15 protein-coding genes are annotated in these 17472 nt (G+C 71.2%); 14 read left to right on the forward strand and 1 reads right to left on the reverse strand.

Annotated elements, in window-relative coordinates:
- Positions 1-16: 16 nt before the first annotated feature.
- On the reverse strand, positions 17-517 hold the full coding sequence (bldD, locus tag DEJ50_RS27720) for a transcriptional regulator BldD (protein ID WP_069929708.1): 501 nt from the start codon (positions 515-517) through the stop codon (positions 17-19).
- Between the two features lie 217 nt (positions 518-734).
- On the opposite strand from bldD, the gene pyrR reads away from it, so the two are divergent.
- From pyrR to DEJ50_RS27790, 14 genes are all read left to right on the forward strand, one after another.
- Positions 735-1325, forward strand: coding sequence for a bifunctional pyr operon transcriptional regulator/uracil phosphoribosyltransferase PyrR (gene pyrR, locus DEJ50_RS27725; protein ID WP_150210810.1), 591 nt, complete (start codon positions 735-737; stop codon positions 1323-1325).
- A 194-nt stretch (positions 1326-1519) separates the two neighbouring features.
- Positions 1520-2509, forward strand: coding sequence for an aspartate carbamoyltransferase catalytic subunit (locus DEJ50_RS27730; RefSeq protein WP_150210811.1), 990 nt, complete (start codon positions 1520-1522; stop codon positions 2507-2509).
- A 2-nt stretch (positions 2510-2511) separates the two neighbouring features.
- A complete protein-coding gene (locus DEJ50_RS27735; RefSeq protein ID WP_150210812.1) occupies positions 2512-3801 on the forward strand; it encodes a dihydroorotase in 1290 nt (429 codons plus the stop codon).
- On the forward strand, positions 3798-4379 hold the full coding sequence (locus DEJ50_RS27740; RefSeq protein ID WP_150210813.1) for a hypothetical protein: 582 nt from the start codon (positions 3798-3800) through the stop codon (positions 4377-4379). Before DEJ50_RS27735 ends, DEJ50_RS27740 begins: the two co-directional genes overlap by 4 nt.
- Entirely contained in the window at positions 4376-5539 is a 1164-nt protein-coding gene (gene carA / locus DEJ50_RS27745) for a glutamine-hydrolyzing carbamoyl-phosphate synthase small subunit (protein WP_150210814.1), read from the forward strand. The genes DEJ50_RS27740 and carA overlap by 4 nt, the downstream gene beginning before the upstream one ends.
- Entirely contained in the window at positions 5532-8840 is a 3309-nt protein-coding gene (carB, locus tag DEJ50_RS27750) for a carbamoyl-phosphate synthase large subunit (protein WP_150210815.1), read from the forward strand. The genes carA and carB overlap by 8 nt, the downstream gene beginning before the upstream one ends.
- A gap of 79 nt (positions 8841-8919) precedes the next feature.
- The gene (locus tag DEJ50_RS27755; RefSeq protein WP_150210816.1) at positions 8920-10029 is read left to right on the forward strand and encodes a quinone-dependent dihydroorotate dehydrogenase; all 1110 of its coding nucleotides are present in this window, start codon (positions 8920-8922) and stop codon (positions 10027-10029) included.
- A complete protein-coding gene (gene pyrF, locus DEJ50_RS27760; protein WP_150210817.1) occupies positions 10026-10859 on the forward strand; it encodes an orotidine-5'-phosphate decarboxylase in 834 nt (277 codons plus the stop codon). Before DEJ50_RS27755 ends, pyrF begins: the two co-directional genes overlap by 4 nt.
- A gap of 350 nt (positions 10860-11209) precedes the next feature.
- Positions 11210-11533: an integration host factor gene (locus tag DEJ50_RS27765; protein WP_016638838.1), complete on the forward strand. Its 324-nt coding sequence runs from the start codon at positions 11210-11212 to the stop codon at positions 11531-11533.
- 61 nt (positions 11534-11594) lie between these two features.
- On the forward strand, positions 11595-12158 hold the full coding sequence (gene gmk, locus DEJ50_RS27770) for a guanylate kinase (protein ID WP_150210818.1): 564 nt from the start codon (positions 11595-11597) through the stop codon (positions 12156-12158).
- A 40-nt stretch (positions 12159-12198) separates the two neighbouring features.
- Positions 12199-12471: a DNA-directed RNA polymerase subunit omega gene (gene rpoZ / locus DEJ50_RS27775; RefSeq protein ID WP_150210819.1), complete on the forward strand. Its 273-nt coding sequence runs from the start codon at positions 12199-12201 to the stop codon at positions 12469-12471.
- Between the two features lie 94 nt (positions 12472-12565).
- Complete coding sequence (gene coaBC / locus DEJ50_RS27780) at positions 12566-13783, forward strand: bifunctional phosphopantothenoylcysteine decarboxylase/phosphopantothenate--cysteine ligase CoaBC (RefSeq protein ID WP_150210820.1); 1218 nt, start codon at positions 12566-12568, stop codon at positions 13781-13783.
- A 211-nt stretch (positions 13784-13994) separates the two neighbouring features.
- A complete protein-coding gene (gene metK / locus DEJ50_RS27785; protein ID WP_150210821.1) occupies positions 13995-15203 on the forward strand; it encodes a methionine adenosyltransferase in 1209 nt (402 codons plus the stop codon).
- Between the two features lie 85 nt (positions 15204-15288).
- Positions 15289-17421 (forward strand): primosomal protein N', encoded by a 2133-nt coding sequence (locus tag DEJ50_RS27790; protein WP_150210822.1) that lies wholly within the window; start codon positions 15289-15291, stop codon positions 17419-17421.
- Positions 17422-17472 lie beyond the last annotated feature (51 nt).

Raw genomic sequence — 17472 nt, forward strand, 5'->3', positions numbered from 1 at the left:
TTTCTTCAGGTGGTGCTCAGATGTCCTCGTGGGCCACCGCACGGCGGGCGTCCGCATCCAGTACACCCCAGCTGATCAGCTGCTCGGTGAGCACCGAGGGGGACTGGTCGTAGATGACCGCGAGGGTGCGCAGGTCGTCCTGGCGGATCGACAGCACCTTGCCGTTGTAGTCTCCGCGCTGGCTCTGGATGGTGGCCGCGTACCGCTGCAGCGGGCCGGCCTTCTCGGCCGGCACATGGGCCAGCCGCTCCAGGTCCAGACGCAGCTTCGGCGGCGGCTCGGCCGCGCCGCCGGGAGTCGTCCCGGGCAGCAGCTCCTGCACCGGCACCCCGTAGAAGTCCGCCAGCTCGGCGAGGCGCTGGACGGTCACGGCGCGGTCCCCGCGCTCGTACGAACCGACCACTACGGCCTTCCACCGGCCCTGGGACTTCTCCTCGACACCGTGGAGGGAAAGGCCCTGCTGGGTGCGGATGGCGCGGAGCTTGGCCCCGAGCTGTTTGGCGTATTCGCTGGACATAACGCTCCCGGACGCTGTGACGGGTATGGACCACGTGCGGCTCCGCCGCGGCTGGTAACTCACTGTGAGGTTACGCAGCGTTACTTGGCCGCGTCAAGCCGAATGGGTTGCCTCGCCCTCCGGTGCGAGCCCCCGGCCAAGCGCCTGCTACCGTTGCTCCCGTACATCAGACGTCCTTTAAGAACCGTCCCGTGAGGCGGAGAAGGAGGTCCTTTTCATGGACGCTCAGGCAGCGCAGCTGCAGCACGACGATGCGACCCGCCCCGTTCTGGAGGCGCAGGACATCGCGCGGGTCCTGACCCGCATCGCCCACGAGATCGTCGAACGCGCCAAGGGCGCCGACGACGTGGTGCTCCTCGGCATTCCGACCCGCGGTGTCTTCCTCGCCCGCCGGCTCGCAGCCAAACTCGAAGAGATCACCGGCAACAAGATCCCGGTCGGCTCCCTCGACATCACCATGTACCGCGACGACCTGCGGATGAAGCCCGCCCGTGCGATCGGCCGCACCGAGATCCCCGGTGACGACATCGACGGCCGGCTGGTGGTCCTCGTCGACGACGTGCTCTTCTCCGGCCGCACCATCCGCGCCGCCCTGGACGCCCTCGGCGACCTCGGCCGCCCCCGTGCCGTGCAGCTCGCCGTCCTGGTCGACCGCGGCCACCGCGAGCTGCCGATCCGCGCCGACTACGTCGGCAAGAACCTCCCCACCTCGCTGCGGGAGACCGTCAAGGTCCAGCTCCAGGAGGAGGACGGCCGTGACGCCGTACTGCTCGGGCAAGGCCTCGACCAGGCCGGAGCCCGGCGCTGACCCGTCCGGGTGACCGCCTGACCCGGCCGTAGGCCGCCGGCTCCGCCCCGGCCCGCCGGCACCGCACCGCCCCCCGGCCGGCTGCCACGTGGGACAGGCATGCCCACGCCCGCCCGTACGGCACGCGCAGCCGGCGCAGCCGATACGTCGTACCGACCCGACCCTCACCCGCCCCGACACCACGGAGCACCCAGATGAAGCGCCACCTCATCTCGGCCGCCGACCTCACGCGCGACGATGCCGTCCTGATCCTCGACACCGCCGAGGAGATGGCCCGGGTCGCCGACCGGCCGATCAAGAAGCTGCCCACCCTGCGCGGCCGTACGATCTGCAACCTCTTCTTCGAGGACTCGACCCGCACCCGGATCTCGTTCGAGGCCGCCGAGAAGCGTCTGTCCGCCGACGTCATCAACTTCGCCGCCAAGGGATCCAGCGTTTCCAAGGGCGAATCCCTCAAGGACACCGCGCAGACCCTGGAGGCCATGGGCGTCGACGCCGTGGTCATCCGGCACAGCGCCTCCGGCGCCCCCTACCGGCTCGCCACCTCCGGCTGGATCGACGCCCCGGTCATCAACGCCGGCGACGGCACCCACCAGCACCCCACCCAGGCCCTGCTCGACGCCTTCACCATGCGCCGCCGCCTGGTCGGCCGGGACGCCGGCCTCGGCAAGGGCCTCGACGGCCGCCGCATCACCCTCGTCGGCGACGTCCTGCACAGCCGGGTCGCCCGCTCCAACGTGGACCTGCTGCACACCCTCGGCGCCGAGGTCACCCTGGTGGCCCCGCCCACCCTGGTCCCGGTCGGCGTGGAGACCTGGCCGTGCGAGGTCTCGTACAGCCTCGACGAGGTGCTGCCGAAGTCCGATGCGGTGATGATGCTGCGTGTGCAGCGCGAGCGGATGAACGCCGCCTTCTTCCCGACCGAGCGCGAGTACTCGCGTCGGTACGGCCTGGACTCCGCGCGGATGGCGAAGATGCCAGAGCATGCACTTGTCATGCACCCCGGCCCGATGGTCCGCGGTATGGAGATCACCGCCGAGGTCGCCGACTCCGACCGCTGCACGGTCGTCGAGCAGGTCGCCAACGGCGTCTCCGTCCGGATGGCCGTCCTGTACCTGCTGCTCGGCGGCTCCGAGCCCGCCGTCACCACCCCTGCTGCCGCCCGTACCGAGGAGAACAAGTAAGCATGTCGAAGATCCTGATCCGTGGCGCGAAGGTACTGGGCGGCGAGCCGCAGGACGTCCTGATCGACGGCGAGACCATCGCAGAGGTCGGCACCGGCCTGTCCGCCGATGGCGTCGACACCGTCATCGAGGCGTCCGGCCAGGTCCTCCTGCCGGGCCTGGTCGACCTGCACACCCACCTGCGCGAGCCCGGCCGCGAGGACTCCGAGACCGTCCTCACCGGCACCCGCGCCGCCGCGGCCGGCGGCTACACCGCCGTCTTCGCCATGGCGAACACCTTCCCGGTCGCCGACACCGCCGGCGTGGTCGAGCAGGTCTGGCGGCTCGGCAAGGAGTCCGGCTACTGCGACGTGCAGCCCATCGGCGCCGTCACCGTCGGCCTGGAGGGCAAGAAGCTCTCCGAGCTCGGCGCCATGCACGAGTCCGCCGCGAACGTCACCGTCTTCTCCGATGACGGCAAGTGCGTGGACGACGCCGTGATCATGCGCCGCGCCCTGGAGTACGTGAAGGCCTTCGGCGGGGTCGTGGCCCAGCACGCCCAGGAGCCCCGCCTCACCGAGGGCGCCCAGATGAACGAGGGCACGGTCTCCGCCGAGCTCGGCCTCGGCGGCTGGCCGGCCGTCGCCGAGGAGTCGATCATCGCCCGCGATGTGCTCCTCGCCGAGCACGTCGGCTCCCGCGTGCACATCTGCCACCTCTCCACGGCCGGCTCCGTCGAGATCGTCCGCTGGGCCAAGTCCCGCGGCATCGACGTCACCGCCGAGGTCACCCCGCACCACCTCCTGCTGACCGACGAGCTGGTCCGCTCGTACAACCCGGTCTACAAGGTCAACCCGCCGCTGCGCACCGAGCGCGACGTCATGGCCCTGCGCGAGGCGCTCGCCGACGGCACGATCGACATCGTCGCCACCGACCACGCCCCGCACCCGCACGAGGACAAGGACTGCGAGTGGGCCGCCGCGGCGATGGGCATGGTGGGCCTGGAGACCGCGCTGTCCGTGGTCCAGCAGACGATGGTGGAGACCGGACTGCTCGACTGGGCGGGCGTCGCGGACCGGATGTCCTTCGCACCCGCACGCATCGGCAGCCTCCCGAACCACGGACGTCCCGTCTCGGCAGGTGAACCCGCCAACCTGACGCTGGTCGATACCTCGTACCGTGGTGCCGTGGACCCCGCACACTTCGCCTCCCGCAGCCGCAACACGCCTTACGAGGGCCGTGAGCTGCCGGGTCGCGTCACTCACACATTCCTGCGGGGCCGGGCAACGGTCGTGGACGGGACACTGGCGTGACACCTGCAGTAATCCTTCTGGCCTCCGAGGCCGCCGAACGGAAGTCGGCGGAGGTGACGGACTGGGGCGCGCGGATCGCGTGGATCATCGGTCTGCTCGTCTTCATCGCGTTCGTGTACTGGCTGATGCGGCAAGGCTGGAAGTGGCGCGGCGCTCTGCAGAACGATCTGCCGGAGCTGCCCGCCGCCCCCGGCGGACTCCCCGAGCACCGGCTGGCCCTCACCGGCCGGTACCACGGGTCCACCACGGCCGGGCAGTGGCTCGACCGGATCGTCGCGCACGGTCTGGGAGTCCGCAGCCGGGTCGAACTGACGCTCACCGATGCGGGCCTCGATGTGGTCCGTCCGGGGGCCACCGATTTCTTCGTACCGGCCGCGCAGCTGCGCGGCGCCCGCCTCGACAAGGGAATCGCGGGCAAGGTACTCACCGAGGGCGGTCTGCTCGTCGTCACCTGGGCGCACGGCGACAAGCTGATCGACTCCGGATTCCGCTCCGACCGCGCGGCCGAGCACGCCGCCTGGGTCGAAGCGATCAATCTCATGAACCAATCCATCACGACGGAAGGCGCCGAACGATGACGACCTCCACCAGGGGAGCTGTGAAAGCTCCCGCCGTACTCGTCCTGGAGGACGGCCGCATCTTCCGCGGACGCGCCTACGGGGCCGTGGGGGAGACCTTCGGCGAGGCCGTGTTCTCCACCGGTATGACCGGCTACCAGGAAACCCTGACCGACCCGTCGTACCACCGCCAGGTCGTGGTGATGACCGCCCCGCACGTCGGCAACACCGGCGTCAACGACGAGGACCCCGAGTCCTCGCGGATCTGGGTCAGCGGCTATGTGGTCCGCGACCCCGCCCGCATCCCGTCCAACTGGCGCGCACAGCGCTCCCTGGACGAGGAGCTCGAGCGGCAGGGCGTCGTCGGCATCTCCGGCATCGACACCCGGGCCCTCACCCGCCACCTCCGCGAGCGCGGCGCCATGCGCGTCGGCATCTTCTCCGGCGAGGCCTGGACGGGCGTCCGCGATGCGGCGCTGCTGGCCAAGGTGCAGGCCTCCCCGCAGATGAAGGGCGCCGACCTGTCCGCCGAGGTCGCCACCAAGGAGACCTACGTGGTCCCCGCGATCGGCGAGAAGAAGTTCACCGTCGCCGCGGTCGACCTGGGCATCAAGGGCATGACCCCGCACCGGATGGCCGAGCGCGGCATCGAGGTGCACGTGCTGCCCGCCACCGCCACCGTCGAGGACATCTACGCGGTCCGGCCCGACGGCGTGTTCTTCTCCAACGGCCCCGGCGACCCGGCCACCGCCGACCACGCCGTCTCCGTCATGCAGGGCGTGCTGGAGCGCAAGACCCCGCTCTTCGGCATCTGCTTCGGCAACCAGATCCTCGGCCGCGCCCTCGGCTTCGGCACCTACAAGCTGAAGTACGGCCACCGCGGCATCAACCAGCCGGTCCAGGACCGCACCACCGGCAAGGTCGAGATCACCGCGCACAACCACGGCTTCGCCGTGGACGCACCCCTCGACCAGGTCTCCGAGACCCCCTACGGCCGCGCCGAGGTCTCCCACGTCTGCCTCAACGACAACGTGGTGGAGGGCCTCCAGCTGCTCGACCAGCCGGCCTTCAGCGTCCAGTACCACCCCGAGGCGGCTGCGGGCCCGCACGACGCCGCGTACCTGTTCGACCGCTTCACGTCTTTGATGAACACCGCCCAGATGGAGGCCGATCGTGCCTAAGCGCACCGATATCCAGTCCGTCCTGGTCATCGGCTCCGGTCCGATCGTCATCGGCCAGGCCGCCGAGTTCGACTACTCCGGCACCCAGGCCTGCCGCATCCTCAAGGCCGAGGGCCTGCGGGTCATCCTGGTGAACTCCAACCCGGCGACGATCATGACCGACCCGGAGATCGCCGACGCCACCTACGTCGAGCCGATCACCCCCGAGTTCGTCGAGAAGATCATCGCCAAGGAGCGCCCCGACGCGCTCCTGCCCACCCTGGGCGGCCAGACCGCGCTCAACACCGCCATCTCCATGCACGAGCAGGGTGTGCTGGAGAAGTACGGCGTCGAGCTCATCGGCGCCAACGTCGAGGCCATCAACAAGGGCGAGGACCGCGACCTCTTCAAGGGCGTCGTCGAGGCCGTCAAGGCCAAGATCGGTTACGGCGAGTCCGCCCGCTCGGTCATCTGCCACTCCATGGACGACGTCCTGGCCGGCGTCGAGACCCTCGGCGGCTACCCCGTCGTCGTCCGCCCCTCCTTCACCATGGGCGGCGCCGGCTCCGGCTTCGCCCACGACGAGGACGAGCTGCGCCGCATCGCGGGCCAGGGCCTGACGCTCTCCCCGACCACCGAGGTGCTCCTGGAGGAGTCCATCCTCGGCTGGAAGGAGTACGAGCTGGAGCTGATGCGGGACAAGGCCGACAACGTCGTGGTCGTCTGCTCCATCGAGAACTTCGACCCGATGGGCGTGCACACCGGCGACTCGATCACCGTCGCCCCGGCCATGACCCTCACCGACCGCGAGTACCAGCGGCTGCGCGACATCGGCATCGCGATCATCCGCGAGGTCGGCGTGGACACCGGCGGCTGCAACATCCAGTTCGCGATCAACCCGGACGACGGCCGCGTCATCGTCATCGAGATGAACCCGCGCGTCTCCCGGTCCTCCGCGCTCGCCTCCAAGGCCACCGGCTTCCCGATCGCCAAGATCGCCGCCAAGCTGGCCATCGGCTACACGCTGGACGAGGTCCCCAACGACATCACCGAGAAGACCCCGGCCTCCTTCGAGCCGACCCTCGACTACGTCGTCGTCAAGGCCCCGCGCTTCGCCTTCGAGAAGTTCCCGCTCGCCGACGCCACCCTCACCACCACCATGAAGTCGGTGGGCGAGGCCATGGCCATCGGCCGCAACTTCACCGAGGCGCTCCAGAAGGCCCTGCGCTCCCTGGAGAAGAAGGGCTCGCAGTTCACCTTCACCGGCGAGCCGGGCGACAAGGCCGAGCTGCTGCGCACCGCGGTCCGCCCGACCGACGGCCGCATCAACACCGTGATGCAGGCCATCCGGGCCGGCGCCACCCAGGAGGAGGTGTTCGAGGCCACCAAGATCGACCCGTGGTTCGTCGACCAGCTCTTCCTGATCAAGGAGATCGCCGACGAGCTGGCCGCCGCCGAGAAGCTGGAGCCCCAGCTGCTCGCCGAGGCCAAGCGGCACGGCTTCTCCGACGCCCAGATCGCCGAGATCCGCGGCCTGCGCGAGGACGTGGTCCGCGAGGTCCGGCACGCCCTCGGGGTCCGCCCGGTCTACAAGACCGTCGACACCTGCGCCGCCGAGTTCGCCGCCAAGACCCCGTACTTCTACTCGTCCTACGACGAGGAGACCGAGGTCGCCCCGCGCGAGAAGCCCGCCGTGATCATCCTGGGCTCCGGCCCGAACCGCATCGGCCAGGGCATCGAGTTCGACTACTCCTGCGTCCACGCCTCCTTCGCCCTGAGCGACGCGGGCTACGAGACCGTGATGGTCAACTGCAACCCGGAGACCGTCTCCACCGACTACGACACCTCCGACCGCCTGTACTTCGAGCCGCTGACGCTCGAGGACGTGCTGGAGATCGTCCACGCGGAGTCCCTGGCCGGCCCGATCGCCGGTGTGGTCGTCCAGCTCGGCGGCCAGACCCCGCTGGGCCTCGCCCAGGCCCTCAAGGACAACGGCGTGCCCGTGGTCGGCACCCCGCCGGAGGCCATCCACGCCGCCGAGGACCGCGGCGCCTTCGGCCAGGTCCTCGCCGAGGCCGGCCTGCCCGCCCCCAAGCACGGCACCGCCACCACCTTCGCCGGCGCCAAGGCCATCGCCGACGAGATCGGCTACCCGGTGCTCGTACGCCCCTCGTACGTGCTCGGCGGCCGGGGCATGGAGATCGTCTACGACGAGGCGCGGCTGGAGTCGTACATCGCCGAGTCCACCGAGATCTCACCGACCCGCCCGGTGCTGGTCGACCGCTTCCTCGACGACGCCATCGAGATCGACGTCGACGCCCTCTACGACGGCCACGAGCTCTACCTCGGCGGCGTCATGGAGCACATCGAGGAGGCCGGCATCCACTCCGGCGACTCCGCCTGCGCGCTGCCCCCGATCACCCTCGGCGGCTACGACATCAAGCGCCTGCGGGTCTCCACCGAGGCCATCGCCAAGGGCGTCGGCGTCCGCGGACTGATCAACATCCAGTTCGCCATGGCCGGGGACATCCTCTACGTCCTGGAGGCGAACCCGCGCGCCTCCCGGACCGTGCCCTTCACCTCGAAGGCCACCGCCGTCCCGCTCGCCAAGGCCGCCGCCCGTATCTCGCTCGGCGCCACCATCGCCGAGCTGCGCGCCGAAGGCCTGCTGCCGAAGACCGGCGACGGCGGCACCCTGCCGATCGACGCGCCGATCTCCGTCAAGGAGGCCGTCATGCCGTGGTCGCGGTTCCGCGACATCCACGGCCGCGGTGTGGACACCGTCCTCGGCCCGGAGATGCGCTCCACCGGCGAGGTCATGGGCATCGACGCCGTGTTCGGCACCGCGTACGCCAAGTCGCAGGCCGGCGCGTACGGCCCGCTGCCGACCAAGGGCCGGGCGTTCATCTCCGTCGCCAACCGCGACAAGCGCTCGATGATCTTCCCCGCCCGCGAGCTGGTCGCCCACGGCTTCGAGCTGATGGCGACCTCCGGCACCGCCGAGGTGCTGCGCCGCAACGGCATCAACGCCACCATCGTGCGCAAGCTCAGCGACGGCGAGGGCCCGAACGGCGAGAAGACCATCGTCCAGCTGATCCACGACGGCCAGGTCGACCTGATCGTCAACACCCCGTACGGCACGGGTGGCCGCCTCGACGGCTACGAGATCCGTACGGCGGCCGTGGCGCGCAGCGTCCCGTGCCTGACCACGGTCCAGGCGCTGGCCGCCGCCGTCCAGGGCATCGACGCGCTCAACCACGGCGACGTGGGCGTCCGCTCCCTCCAGGAGCACGCGGAGCACCTGACCGCGGCCCGCGACTAGCAGCCCGTCCGAGCAGGGGGACACCGGTTTCACAACGGGTGTCCCCCTTCTCATGAGTGCACAAGGGACATTCGGGACAATGTACAAACTGTTCTTCAACCTGGTCTTCAAGCGGATGGACCCGGAGCAGGCCCACCACCTCGCCTTCCGCTGGATCCGGCTGGCCGCGCGGATCCCGGTGCTGCGCACCTTCCTCGCTGCCGCCCTGGCCCCCCGCCACACCGAGCTCCGCACCGAGGCGCTCGGCCTGCGGATGCACGGCCCGTTCGGCCTGGCGGCCGGCTTCGACAAGAACGCCGTCGCGATCGACGGGATGTCGATGCTCGGCTTCGACCACATCGAGATCGGCACCGTCACCGGCCAGGCCCAGCCCGGCAACCCCAAGAAGCGGCTGTTCCGGCTCGTCCCGGACCGTGCGCTGATCAACCGGATGGGCTTCAACAACGAGGGCTCGGCGGCCGTGGCGGCCCGGCTGGCCGCCCGCAACCCGGTCTTCAAGACCGTGGTGGGCGTCAACATCGGCAAGACCAAGGTGGTGCCGGAGGCCGAGGCCGCCGCGGACTACGTGCTCTCCACCGAGCGCCTCGCCCGGCACGCCGACTACCTGGTCGTGAACGTCTCCTCGCCGAACACCCCGGGCCTGCGCAACCTCCAGGCCACCGAGTCGCTGAGGCCGCTGCTCACGGCCGTCCGCGAGGCCGCCGACCGCACGGTCACCGGCCGCCGGGTGCCGCTGCTCGTCAAGATCGCCCCCGATCTGGCCGACGAGGACGTGGACGCGGTCGCCGACCTGGCCCTGGAGCTGGGCCTGGACGGGATCATCGCCACCAACACCACGATCGCCCGCGAGGGCCTGGGCCTGAAGTCGGACCCGTCCCTGGTCGAGGAGACCGGCGGACTGTCCGGCGCCCCGGTCAAGGAGCGCTCCCTGGCGGTCCTGCGCCGCCTGTACGCCCGTGTGGGCGACCGGATGGTGCTGGTCGGGGTCGGCGGCATCGAGAACGCCGAGGACGCCTGGCAGCGGATCCTGGCGGGCGCCACCCTGGTCCAGGGCTACAGCGCCTTCATCTACGAGGGCCCGTTCTACGCCCGCGCCATCCACAAGGGCCTGGCCGCGCGCCTGGCCAACAGCCCGTACGCGACCCTCGCCGACGCGGTGGGCGCCGAAACCCGAAAGGCCGCCAAGTGACTCCCTCCTTCGGTACCCGCCTGCGCACCGCCATGGACGAGCGGGGTCCGCTGTGCGTCGGCATCGACCCGCACGCGGCGCTGCTCGCCTCCTGGGGCCTGAACGACGACATCGCCGGCCTGGAGAAGTTCTCCCGCACGGTGGTCGAGGCGCTGGCCGACCAGGTCGCGGTCTTCAAGCCGCAGGCCGCCTTCTTCGAGCGGTTCGGCTCGCGGGGCGTCGCGGTGCTGGAGCAGACGGTCGCCGACGCCCGGGCCGCGGGCACGCTGGTGGTGATGGACGCGAAGCGGGGTGACATCGGCTCTACCATGGCCGCGTACGCCGAGGCCTTCCTGAACCCGGCCTCGCCGCTGTTCTCGGATGCGCTGACCGTCTCCCCGTACCTGGGCTACGGCTCGCTGAAGCCGGCCGTGGACCTGGCGCGGGAGTCCGGTGCCGGCCTGTTCGTGCTGGCCCTCACCTCCAACCCGGAGGGTTCGGAGGTCCAGCGGGCGGTCCGGGAGGACGGCCGGACCATCGGTGCCACCATGCTGGCGCACCTGGCGGCCGAGAACGCCGGAGCCGAGCCGATGGGCTCCTTCGGGGCCGTGGTGGGCGCCACCCTGGGCGACCTGTCCTCCTTCGACCTCGACATCAACGGGCCGCTGCTGGCCCCGGGCATCGGAGCGCAGGGCGCGACGGCCGCGGACCTGCCGGCCGTCTTCGGTCCGGCCGTCCGCAACGTGGTACCGAACGTCTCGCGGGGTGTGCTGCGGCACGGGCCCGACGTGGCGGCGCTGCGCACCTCGGCGCGCGCCTTCGCGGACGAGATCCGCGCGGCCGTGGCCTGAGGCGGCACCCGCCGCAGGTCACCCGCAGGTCACCCGTCGGCCGGGCCGCACGGCGGCCCGGCCGGTGAAGATCGGCTCGTTCTTCCGTACAGGAGGACTCGCGTCCGGCATGACCTGACGAAATCGCAGGTCTTCCGTCGGACAAAACCGGGGGGAATTGTCGGTGATGTACGGTTCAGTGGAGGCTGACCAGGACTTTTCGTCCGTTCTCGCTGACTGGAGCGGCGCAGGCCGCTAGTCTCCGACCAGAGCGAACGAGCGCAACCGCTGTTCGTGAGCTCGCCCGGTGCGGCGCCACTGGTCTGCCCACCGGTCCTATCCGACAGTTCGACATCCGAGGTGACGTAGGCGTGGCTCTTCCGCCCCTTACCCCTGAACAGCGCGCAGCCGCGCTCGAAAAGGCCGCCGCGGCTCGCCGGGAGCGGGCCGAGGTGAAGAATCGACTCAAGCACTCCGGTGCCTCCCTGCACGAGGTGATCAAGCAGGGACAGGAGAACGACGTCATCGGCAAGATGAAGGTCTCCGCCCTCCTTGAGTCCCTGCCGGGCGTGGGCAAGGTCCGCGCCAAGCAGATCATGGAGCGCCTCGGCATCTCCGAGTCCCGGCGTGTCCGGGGTCTCGGTTCCAACCAGATCGCCTCTCTGGAGCGCGAGTTCGGCGGCAGCGGCGCCTGACGCGTCGCCCGAAGTTCTCCCGGCGTTCTCAGGCAGTCCCGAGAACCTGGATAATCGCTTCATGGCAGCAGAGGTTCGTCCGCGGCTGACCGTGCTCTCCGGCCCCTCCGGGGTCGGCAAGAGCACGGTCGTCGCGCATATGCGCAAGGTCCACCCCGAGGTCTGGCTCTCGGTGTCGGCCACCACCCGTAAGCCGCGACCCGGTGAGCGACACGGTGTCCACTACTTCTTCGTCACCGACGACGAGTTCGACAAGCTGATCGCCAACGGCGAGCTGCTGGAGTGGGCCGAGTTCGCGGGCAACCGCTACGGCACCCCCCGGGCGGCCGTCATGGAGCGCCTCGACCGGGGCGAGCCGGTGCTGCTGGAGATCGACCTGCAGGGCGCCCGCCAGGTGCGCGAGTCGATGCCCGAGGCGCTGCTGGTCTTCCTCGCCCCGCCGAGCTGGGAGGAGCTGGTCCGCCGGCTCACCGGCCGGGGGACCGAATCCCCGGAGGTCATCGAGCGCCGGCTGACCACCGCGAAGGTCGAGCTCGCGGCCGAATCCGAGTTCGACACCACCCTGGTCAACACCTCCGTCGAGGACGTGGCGCGTGAGCTGCTAGCCTTGATGGAAGTTGTTTGATCGTTTGTTTGATCATTTACCCATCTTCGGAAGGTAGAGCGTGTCCTCTTCCATTGCCGCGCCCGAGGGCATCATCAACCCGCCGATCGACGAGCTGCTCGAGGCGACCGACTCGAAGTACAGCCTCGTGATCTACGCGGCCAAGCGCGCGCGTCAGATCAACGCGTACTACTCGCAGCTCGGCGAGGGCCTGCTCGAGTACGTCGGCCCGCTGGTGGACACCCACGTCCACGAGAAGCCGCTTTCGATCGCGCTGCGCGAGATCAACGCGGGTCTGCTGACCTCCGAGGCCATCGAGGCCCCGGCCCAGTAAGGCACGACATTCCTTTCACCACAGGCCCGGCAGTGCCTCTGCCGGGCCTGTGGTGTGTCATGGGTACCGACGACAACCGATCACGGGAGTAGCAGTGGGCAGCAAGCCGAAGGTGGTCCTGGGGGTCAGCGGCGGGATCGCCGCCTACAAGGCCTGCGAGCTGCTGCGGCGGCTGACCGAGTCCGGACACGAGGTCCGGGTGGTCCCGACCGAGTCCTCGCTGAACTTCGTGGGCGAGGCCACCTGGGCCGCGCTCTCCGGCAACCCGGCCTCCACCGAGGTCTGGGAGACCGTGCACGAGGTGCCGCACGTCCGGATCGGCCAGGGCGCCGACCTGGTGGTGGTCGCCCCGGCCACCGCCGACCTGCTGGCCAAGGCCGCGCACGGACTCGCCGACGACCTGCTCACCAACACACTGCTCACGGCCCGCTGCCCGGTGGTGTTCGCCCCCGCCATGCACACCGAGATGTGGGAGCACCCCGCCACCCAGGAGAACGTGGCCACCCTCCGGCGGCGCGGCGCCCTGGTCATCGAGCCCGCCGTGGGCCGGCTCACCGGCAAGGACACCGGCAAGGGCCGGCTGCCCGACCCCGAGGAGATCTTCGAGGTCTGCCGCCACGTCCTCAGGAGGAGCGGCCAGGGGCGCGGCATCACCGAATCCGACCTGGCCGGCCGCCATGTGGTGATCAGCGCGGGCGGCACCCGCGAGCCGCTCGACCCGGTCCGGTTCCTCGGCAACCGCTCCTCCGGCAAGCAGGGCTACGCCCTCGCCCGTACCGCCGTGGCCCGCGGCGCCCGGGTCACCCTGATCGCCGCCAACACCGCACTGCCCGACCCGGCCGGGGCCGATGTCGTACGCGTCGGGACCGCCCTGCAGCTGCGGGAGGCGGTGCTGAAGGCGGCGGCCGACGCGGACGCGGTGGTGATGGCCGCGGCAGTGGCCGACTTCCGGCCGGTCGCCTACGCGGCCGGAAAGATCAAGAAGCAGGACGGACAGGAGCCGGCCCCGGTCGACCTGACACGTAATCCGGACGTCCTCGCGGAGATCTCCGCCCACCGGGCGCGGCCCGGTCAGGTGGTGGTCGGGTTCGCCGCCGAGACCGACGACGTCCTGGCCAACGGACGGAGCAAGCTGCTCCGCAAGGGCTGCGACCTGCTGGTGGTCAATGAGGTCGGGGAGCGCAAGACATTTGGTTCCGAGGAGAACGAGGCCGTGATCCTTTCGATCGATGGCACGGAAACCCCTGTGCCCTATGGTCCGAAGGAGGCCCTGGCCGATCTCCTGTGGGACCAGGTGGCGCCGCGACTCTGACCCGACCGGGCGGAATCCACGACCCTTGTTCCCCGGTTCCGTGTAGGGTCAGAATGGAGTGCCGCAGGTCACACAGCTCCCAGAAGGCGAGACAGGTGGTCTTGCGGGGGGCCGCGCCCGATAAGCTGAACCCGGAACGTGACCGGGCGCAGCCCCCGGTACCGTGCCGCCAAATGATCAGCCAGCAGCCGCTGCAACCCCAGGGAGCGATGTGTCCCGCCGTCTCTTCACCTCGGAGTCCGTCACCGAGGGCCACCCCGACAAGATCGCTGACCAGATCAGCGACACCATTCTCGACGCCCTGCTGCGCGAGGACCCCACGTCCCGCGTCGCCGTGGAGACCCTGATCACCACGGGTCTGGTCCACATCGCGGGCGAGGTGACCACCAAGGCGTACGCGCCGATCGCCCAGCTGGTCCGCGAGAAGATCCTGGAGATCGGCTACGACTCCTCGAAGAAGGGCTTCGACGGCGCCTCCTGCGGCGTGTCGGTGTCCATCGGGGCGCAGTCCCCGGACATCGCGCAGGGTGTCGACACCGCGTACGAGACCCGGGTCGAGGGCGACGAGGACGAGCTCGACAAGCAGGGCGCCGGCGACCAGGGCCTGATGTTCGGTTACGCCACCGACGAGACCCCCGAGCTGATGCCGCTGCCGATCCACATCGCGCACCGGCTCTCCCGCCGCCTCTCCGAGGTCCGCAAGAACGGGACCATTCCGTACCTGCGCCCCGACGGCAAGACCCAGGTCACCATCGAGTACGACGGCGACAAGGCCGTCCGCCTCGACACCGTGGTCGTCTCCTCGCAGCACGCGGCCGACATCGACCTCGACTCGCTGCTCGCGCCCGACATCCGCGAGTTCGTGGTCGAGCACGTGCTCAAGGAGCTCGTCGAGGACGGCATCAAGCTGGACACCGACGGCTACCGCCTGCTGGTCAACCCGACCGGCCGCTTCGAGATCGGCGGCCCGATGGGCGACGCCGGCCTGACCGGCCGCAAGATCATCATCGACACCTACGGCGGCATGGCCCGCCACGGTGGCGGTGCCTTCTCCGGCAAGGACCCGTCCAAGGTCGACCGTTCCGCCGCCTACGCCATGCGCTGGGTCGCCAAGAACGTCGTCGCCGCCGGACTGGCCTCCCGCTGCGAGGTCCAGGTCGCGTACGCCATCGGCAAGGCCGAGCCGGTCGGTCTGTTCGTCGAGACCTTCGGCACCGAGAAGATCGACATCGCGAAGATCGAGACCGCCATCGCCGAGGTCTTCGACCTCCGCCCGGCCGCGATCATCCGCGACCTCGACCTGCTGCGCCCGATCTACGCCCAGACCGCCGCGTACGGCCACTTCGGCCGTGAGCTGCCGGACTTCACCTGGGAGCGCACCGACCGCGTCGACGCGCTGCGCGCCGCCGCCGGCCTGTAATCCAGCCGCAGACCCGAGGAGGGCCCGGACCGGGAACGGTCCGGGCCCTCCGGCGCTGTCGGTGCCATTTGGTAAGAATGCTGCTGTGAGCAGCGAGAACGAGTCGGGGGAGCGGCCGGCGGACGGGAGTCCGGGCGGACCGCCGGAGCAGCTCGCGCTCATCCGGGGACTGGTCGCCGAGGCGAAGGCCAAGGCACCCAAGGCCAAACCCCGCACCTGGCGGGGCGCAGCCCTCGCCAAGGACCTCCCGGTGGCCCGGATCCTGGTCAACAAGGGCGTGCTCCATCTGGACCAGCTGTGGGACTACGCCGTCCCCGAGGAGCTCTCCGAAGCCGCCCAGCCCGGTGTCCGGGTCCGGGTCCGGTTCGGCGCCGGCGCCCACCAGGTGCACGGCGGGCGCCGCGAGGGCGGCGGGCTCATCGACGGATTCGTCATCGAGCGCCGCGCCGACACCGACTACCACGGCCCGCTGGCCGCCCTCGCCCAGGTCGTCTCGCCCGAAGCCGTCCTGAGCCCCCGGATGCTCGCCCTCGCCCGGGCCGTCGCCGACCGGTACGCGGGCAGCCTGGCCGACGTACTCCAGCTGGCCCTGCCCCCGCGCAACGCCCGCGCCGAGGCCAAGCCCTCCCCGGAGCCGCTGCCGCCGCCCCCCGCGCCCGAGCCCGGCGGCTGGGCGCGCTACCCGGCCGGACCGGCCTTCCTCCGGGCCCTGGCCGGCGGGGGGAACCCGCGCGCCGTCTGGACCGCGCTGCCCGGCCCCGGCTGGGCCGAGGAACTGGCCCGCGCCCTCGCCGCCGCCCTCGCCTCCGGCCGCGGCGCCCTCGCCGTCCTCCCCGACGGCAGGACCGCAGCCCGCGTCGACACGGCCCTCACCGCCCTCGTCGGCGAGGGCCGGCACGCCCTGCTCACCGCCGAATCGGGCCCGGAGAAGCGCTACCGGGAGTGGCTCGCCGTGCACCGGGGCTCGGTGCGCGCCGTGATCGGCACCCGGGCCGCCATGTTCGCCCCCGTCCGCGACCTCGGCCTGGTCGCGATCTGGGACGACGGAGACTCCAGCCACAGCGCCGACAACGCCCCGTTCCCGCACGTCCGCGAGGTGCTGGAGCTCCGCGCCGTCGGCGACGGCTGCGGCTTCCTGGCCGGCAGCACCTCCTGCACGGTCGAGGCCGCCCAGCTGGTCGAATCCGGCTGGGCCCGGCCGCTGGTCGCCGACCGGGAGACCGTACGGGCCACCGCCCCCCGGATCCGCACCGTCGGCGACGAGCTCCTGGCCCGGGACGAGGCGGCCCGCGCCGCCCGGCTGCCCAGCCTGGCCTGGGAGACCGTACGGGAAGGCCTCAAGACCGGCCCCGTCCTGGTCCAGGTGCCCCGGCGCGGCTACGTCCCCCGGCTGGCGTGCGAGCGCTGCCGGACCCCCGCCCGCTGCACGGCCTGCGCGGGCCCGCTGGAGGCCCCGGACGAACGGGAACTGACCTGCGGCTGGTGCGGGCGCTCCGAAAGCACCTGGCACTGCGAGGAGTGCGGCTCGTTCCGGCTGCGCGCCCAGGTGGTCGGCGCCCGCCGGACCGCCGAGGAGCTCGGCCGGGCCTTTCCCGCCGTCCCGGTGCGCACCTCCGGCCGGGACCACATCCTGGACCTGGTCCCGGACCGGCCGGCCCTGGTGGTCTCCACCCCGGGTGCCGAGCCGGTGGCCGCGGGGGAGGGCTATGCGGCGGCCCTGCTGCTGGACGGCTGGGCCATGCTGGGCCGCCCCGATCTCCGGGCCGGCGAGGAGGCGCTGCGCCGCTGGCTGGGCGCGTCCTCCCTGGTCCGGCCGGACGGCACGGTCGTGATCGTCGCGGAGCCGACGCTCCGCCCGGTGCAGGCCCTGGTCCGCTGGGACCCGGTGGGCCACGCCCTGCGGGAGCTCGCGGAGCGCGCCCAGCTGGGCTTCCCGCCGGTCTCCCGGATGGCCTCGGTGGCGGGCGCCGCCGAGGCGGTGGCCTCCTTCCTTGCCGCGGTGGAACTCCCCCCGGACGCCGAGGTCCTGGGCCCGGTGCCGCTGCCGTCGCGGCGCGGTGAACCCCCGGCCGGCGAGCGCGCCCTGGTGCGCGTCCCGCCGGGCAGCGGGGCGGCGCTGGCCGCGGCGCTGAAGTCGGCGCAGGCGGCCCGGCTGGCCCGCGGCGTGCCGGCCTCGGAAGCGGTCCGCGTGCGCATCGATCCGCCCCACATCGGCTGACCCGGCTGCATCTGGCGGACAATCAACTCCGGTACAGATTTCTTCTGCAGG

The organism is Streptomyces venezuelae, from assembly GCF_008642295.1.
GTDB lineage: Bacteria > Actinomycetota > Actinomycetes > Streptomycetales > Streptomycetaceae > Streptomyces > Streptomyces venezuelae_C.

What these genes read in the sequence shown, in the direction of transcription:
- DEJ50_RS27735 (WP_150210812.1), top strand. Translation starts at nt 2,512, where the DNA reads ATGTCGAAGATCCTGATCCGTGGCGCGAAGGTACTGGGCGGCGAGCCG.
- bldD (WP_069929708.1), bottom strand. Translation starts at nt 517, where the DNA reads ATGTCCAGCGAATACGCCAAACAGCTCGGGGCCAAGCTCCGCGCCATC.
- DEJ50_RS27755 (WP_150210816.1), top strand. Translation starts at nt 8,920, where the DNA reads ATGTACAAACTGTTCTTCAACCTGGTCTTCAAGCGGATGGACCCGGAG.
- pyrR (WP_150210810.1), top strand. Translation starts at nt 735, where the DNA reads ATGGACGCTCAGGCAGCGCAGCTGCAGCACGACGATGCGACCCGCCCC.
- gmk (WP_150210818.1), top strand. Translation starts at nt 11,595, where the DNA reads ATGGCAGCAGAGGTTCGTCCGCGGCTGACCGTGCTCTCCGGCCCCTCC.
- DEJ50_RS27730 (WP_150210811.1), top strand. Translation starts at nt 1,520, where the DNA reads ATGAAGCGCCACCTCATCTCGGCCGCCGACCTCACGCGCGACGATGCC.
- carA (WP_150210814.1), top strand. Translation starts at nt 4,376, where the DNA reads ATGACGACCTCCACCAGGGGAGCTGTGAAAGCTCCCGCCGTACTCGTC.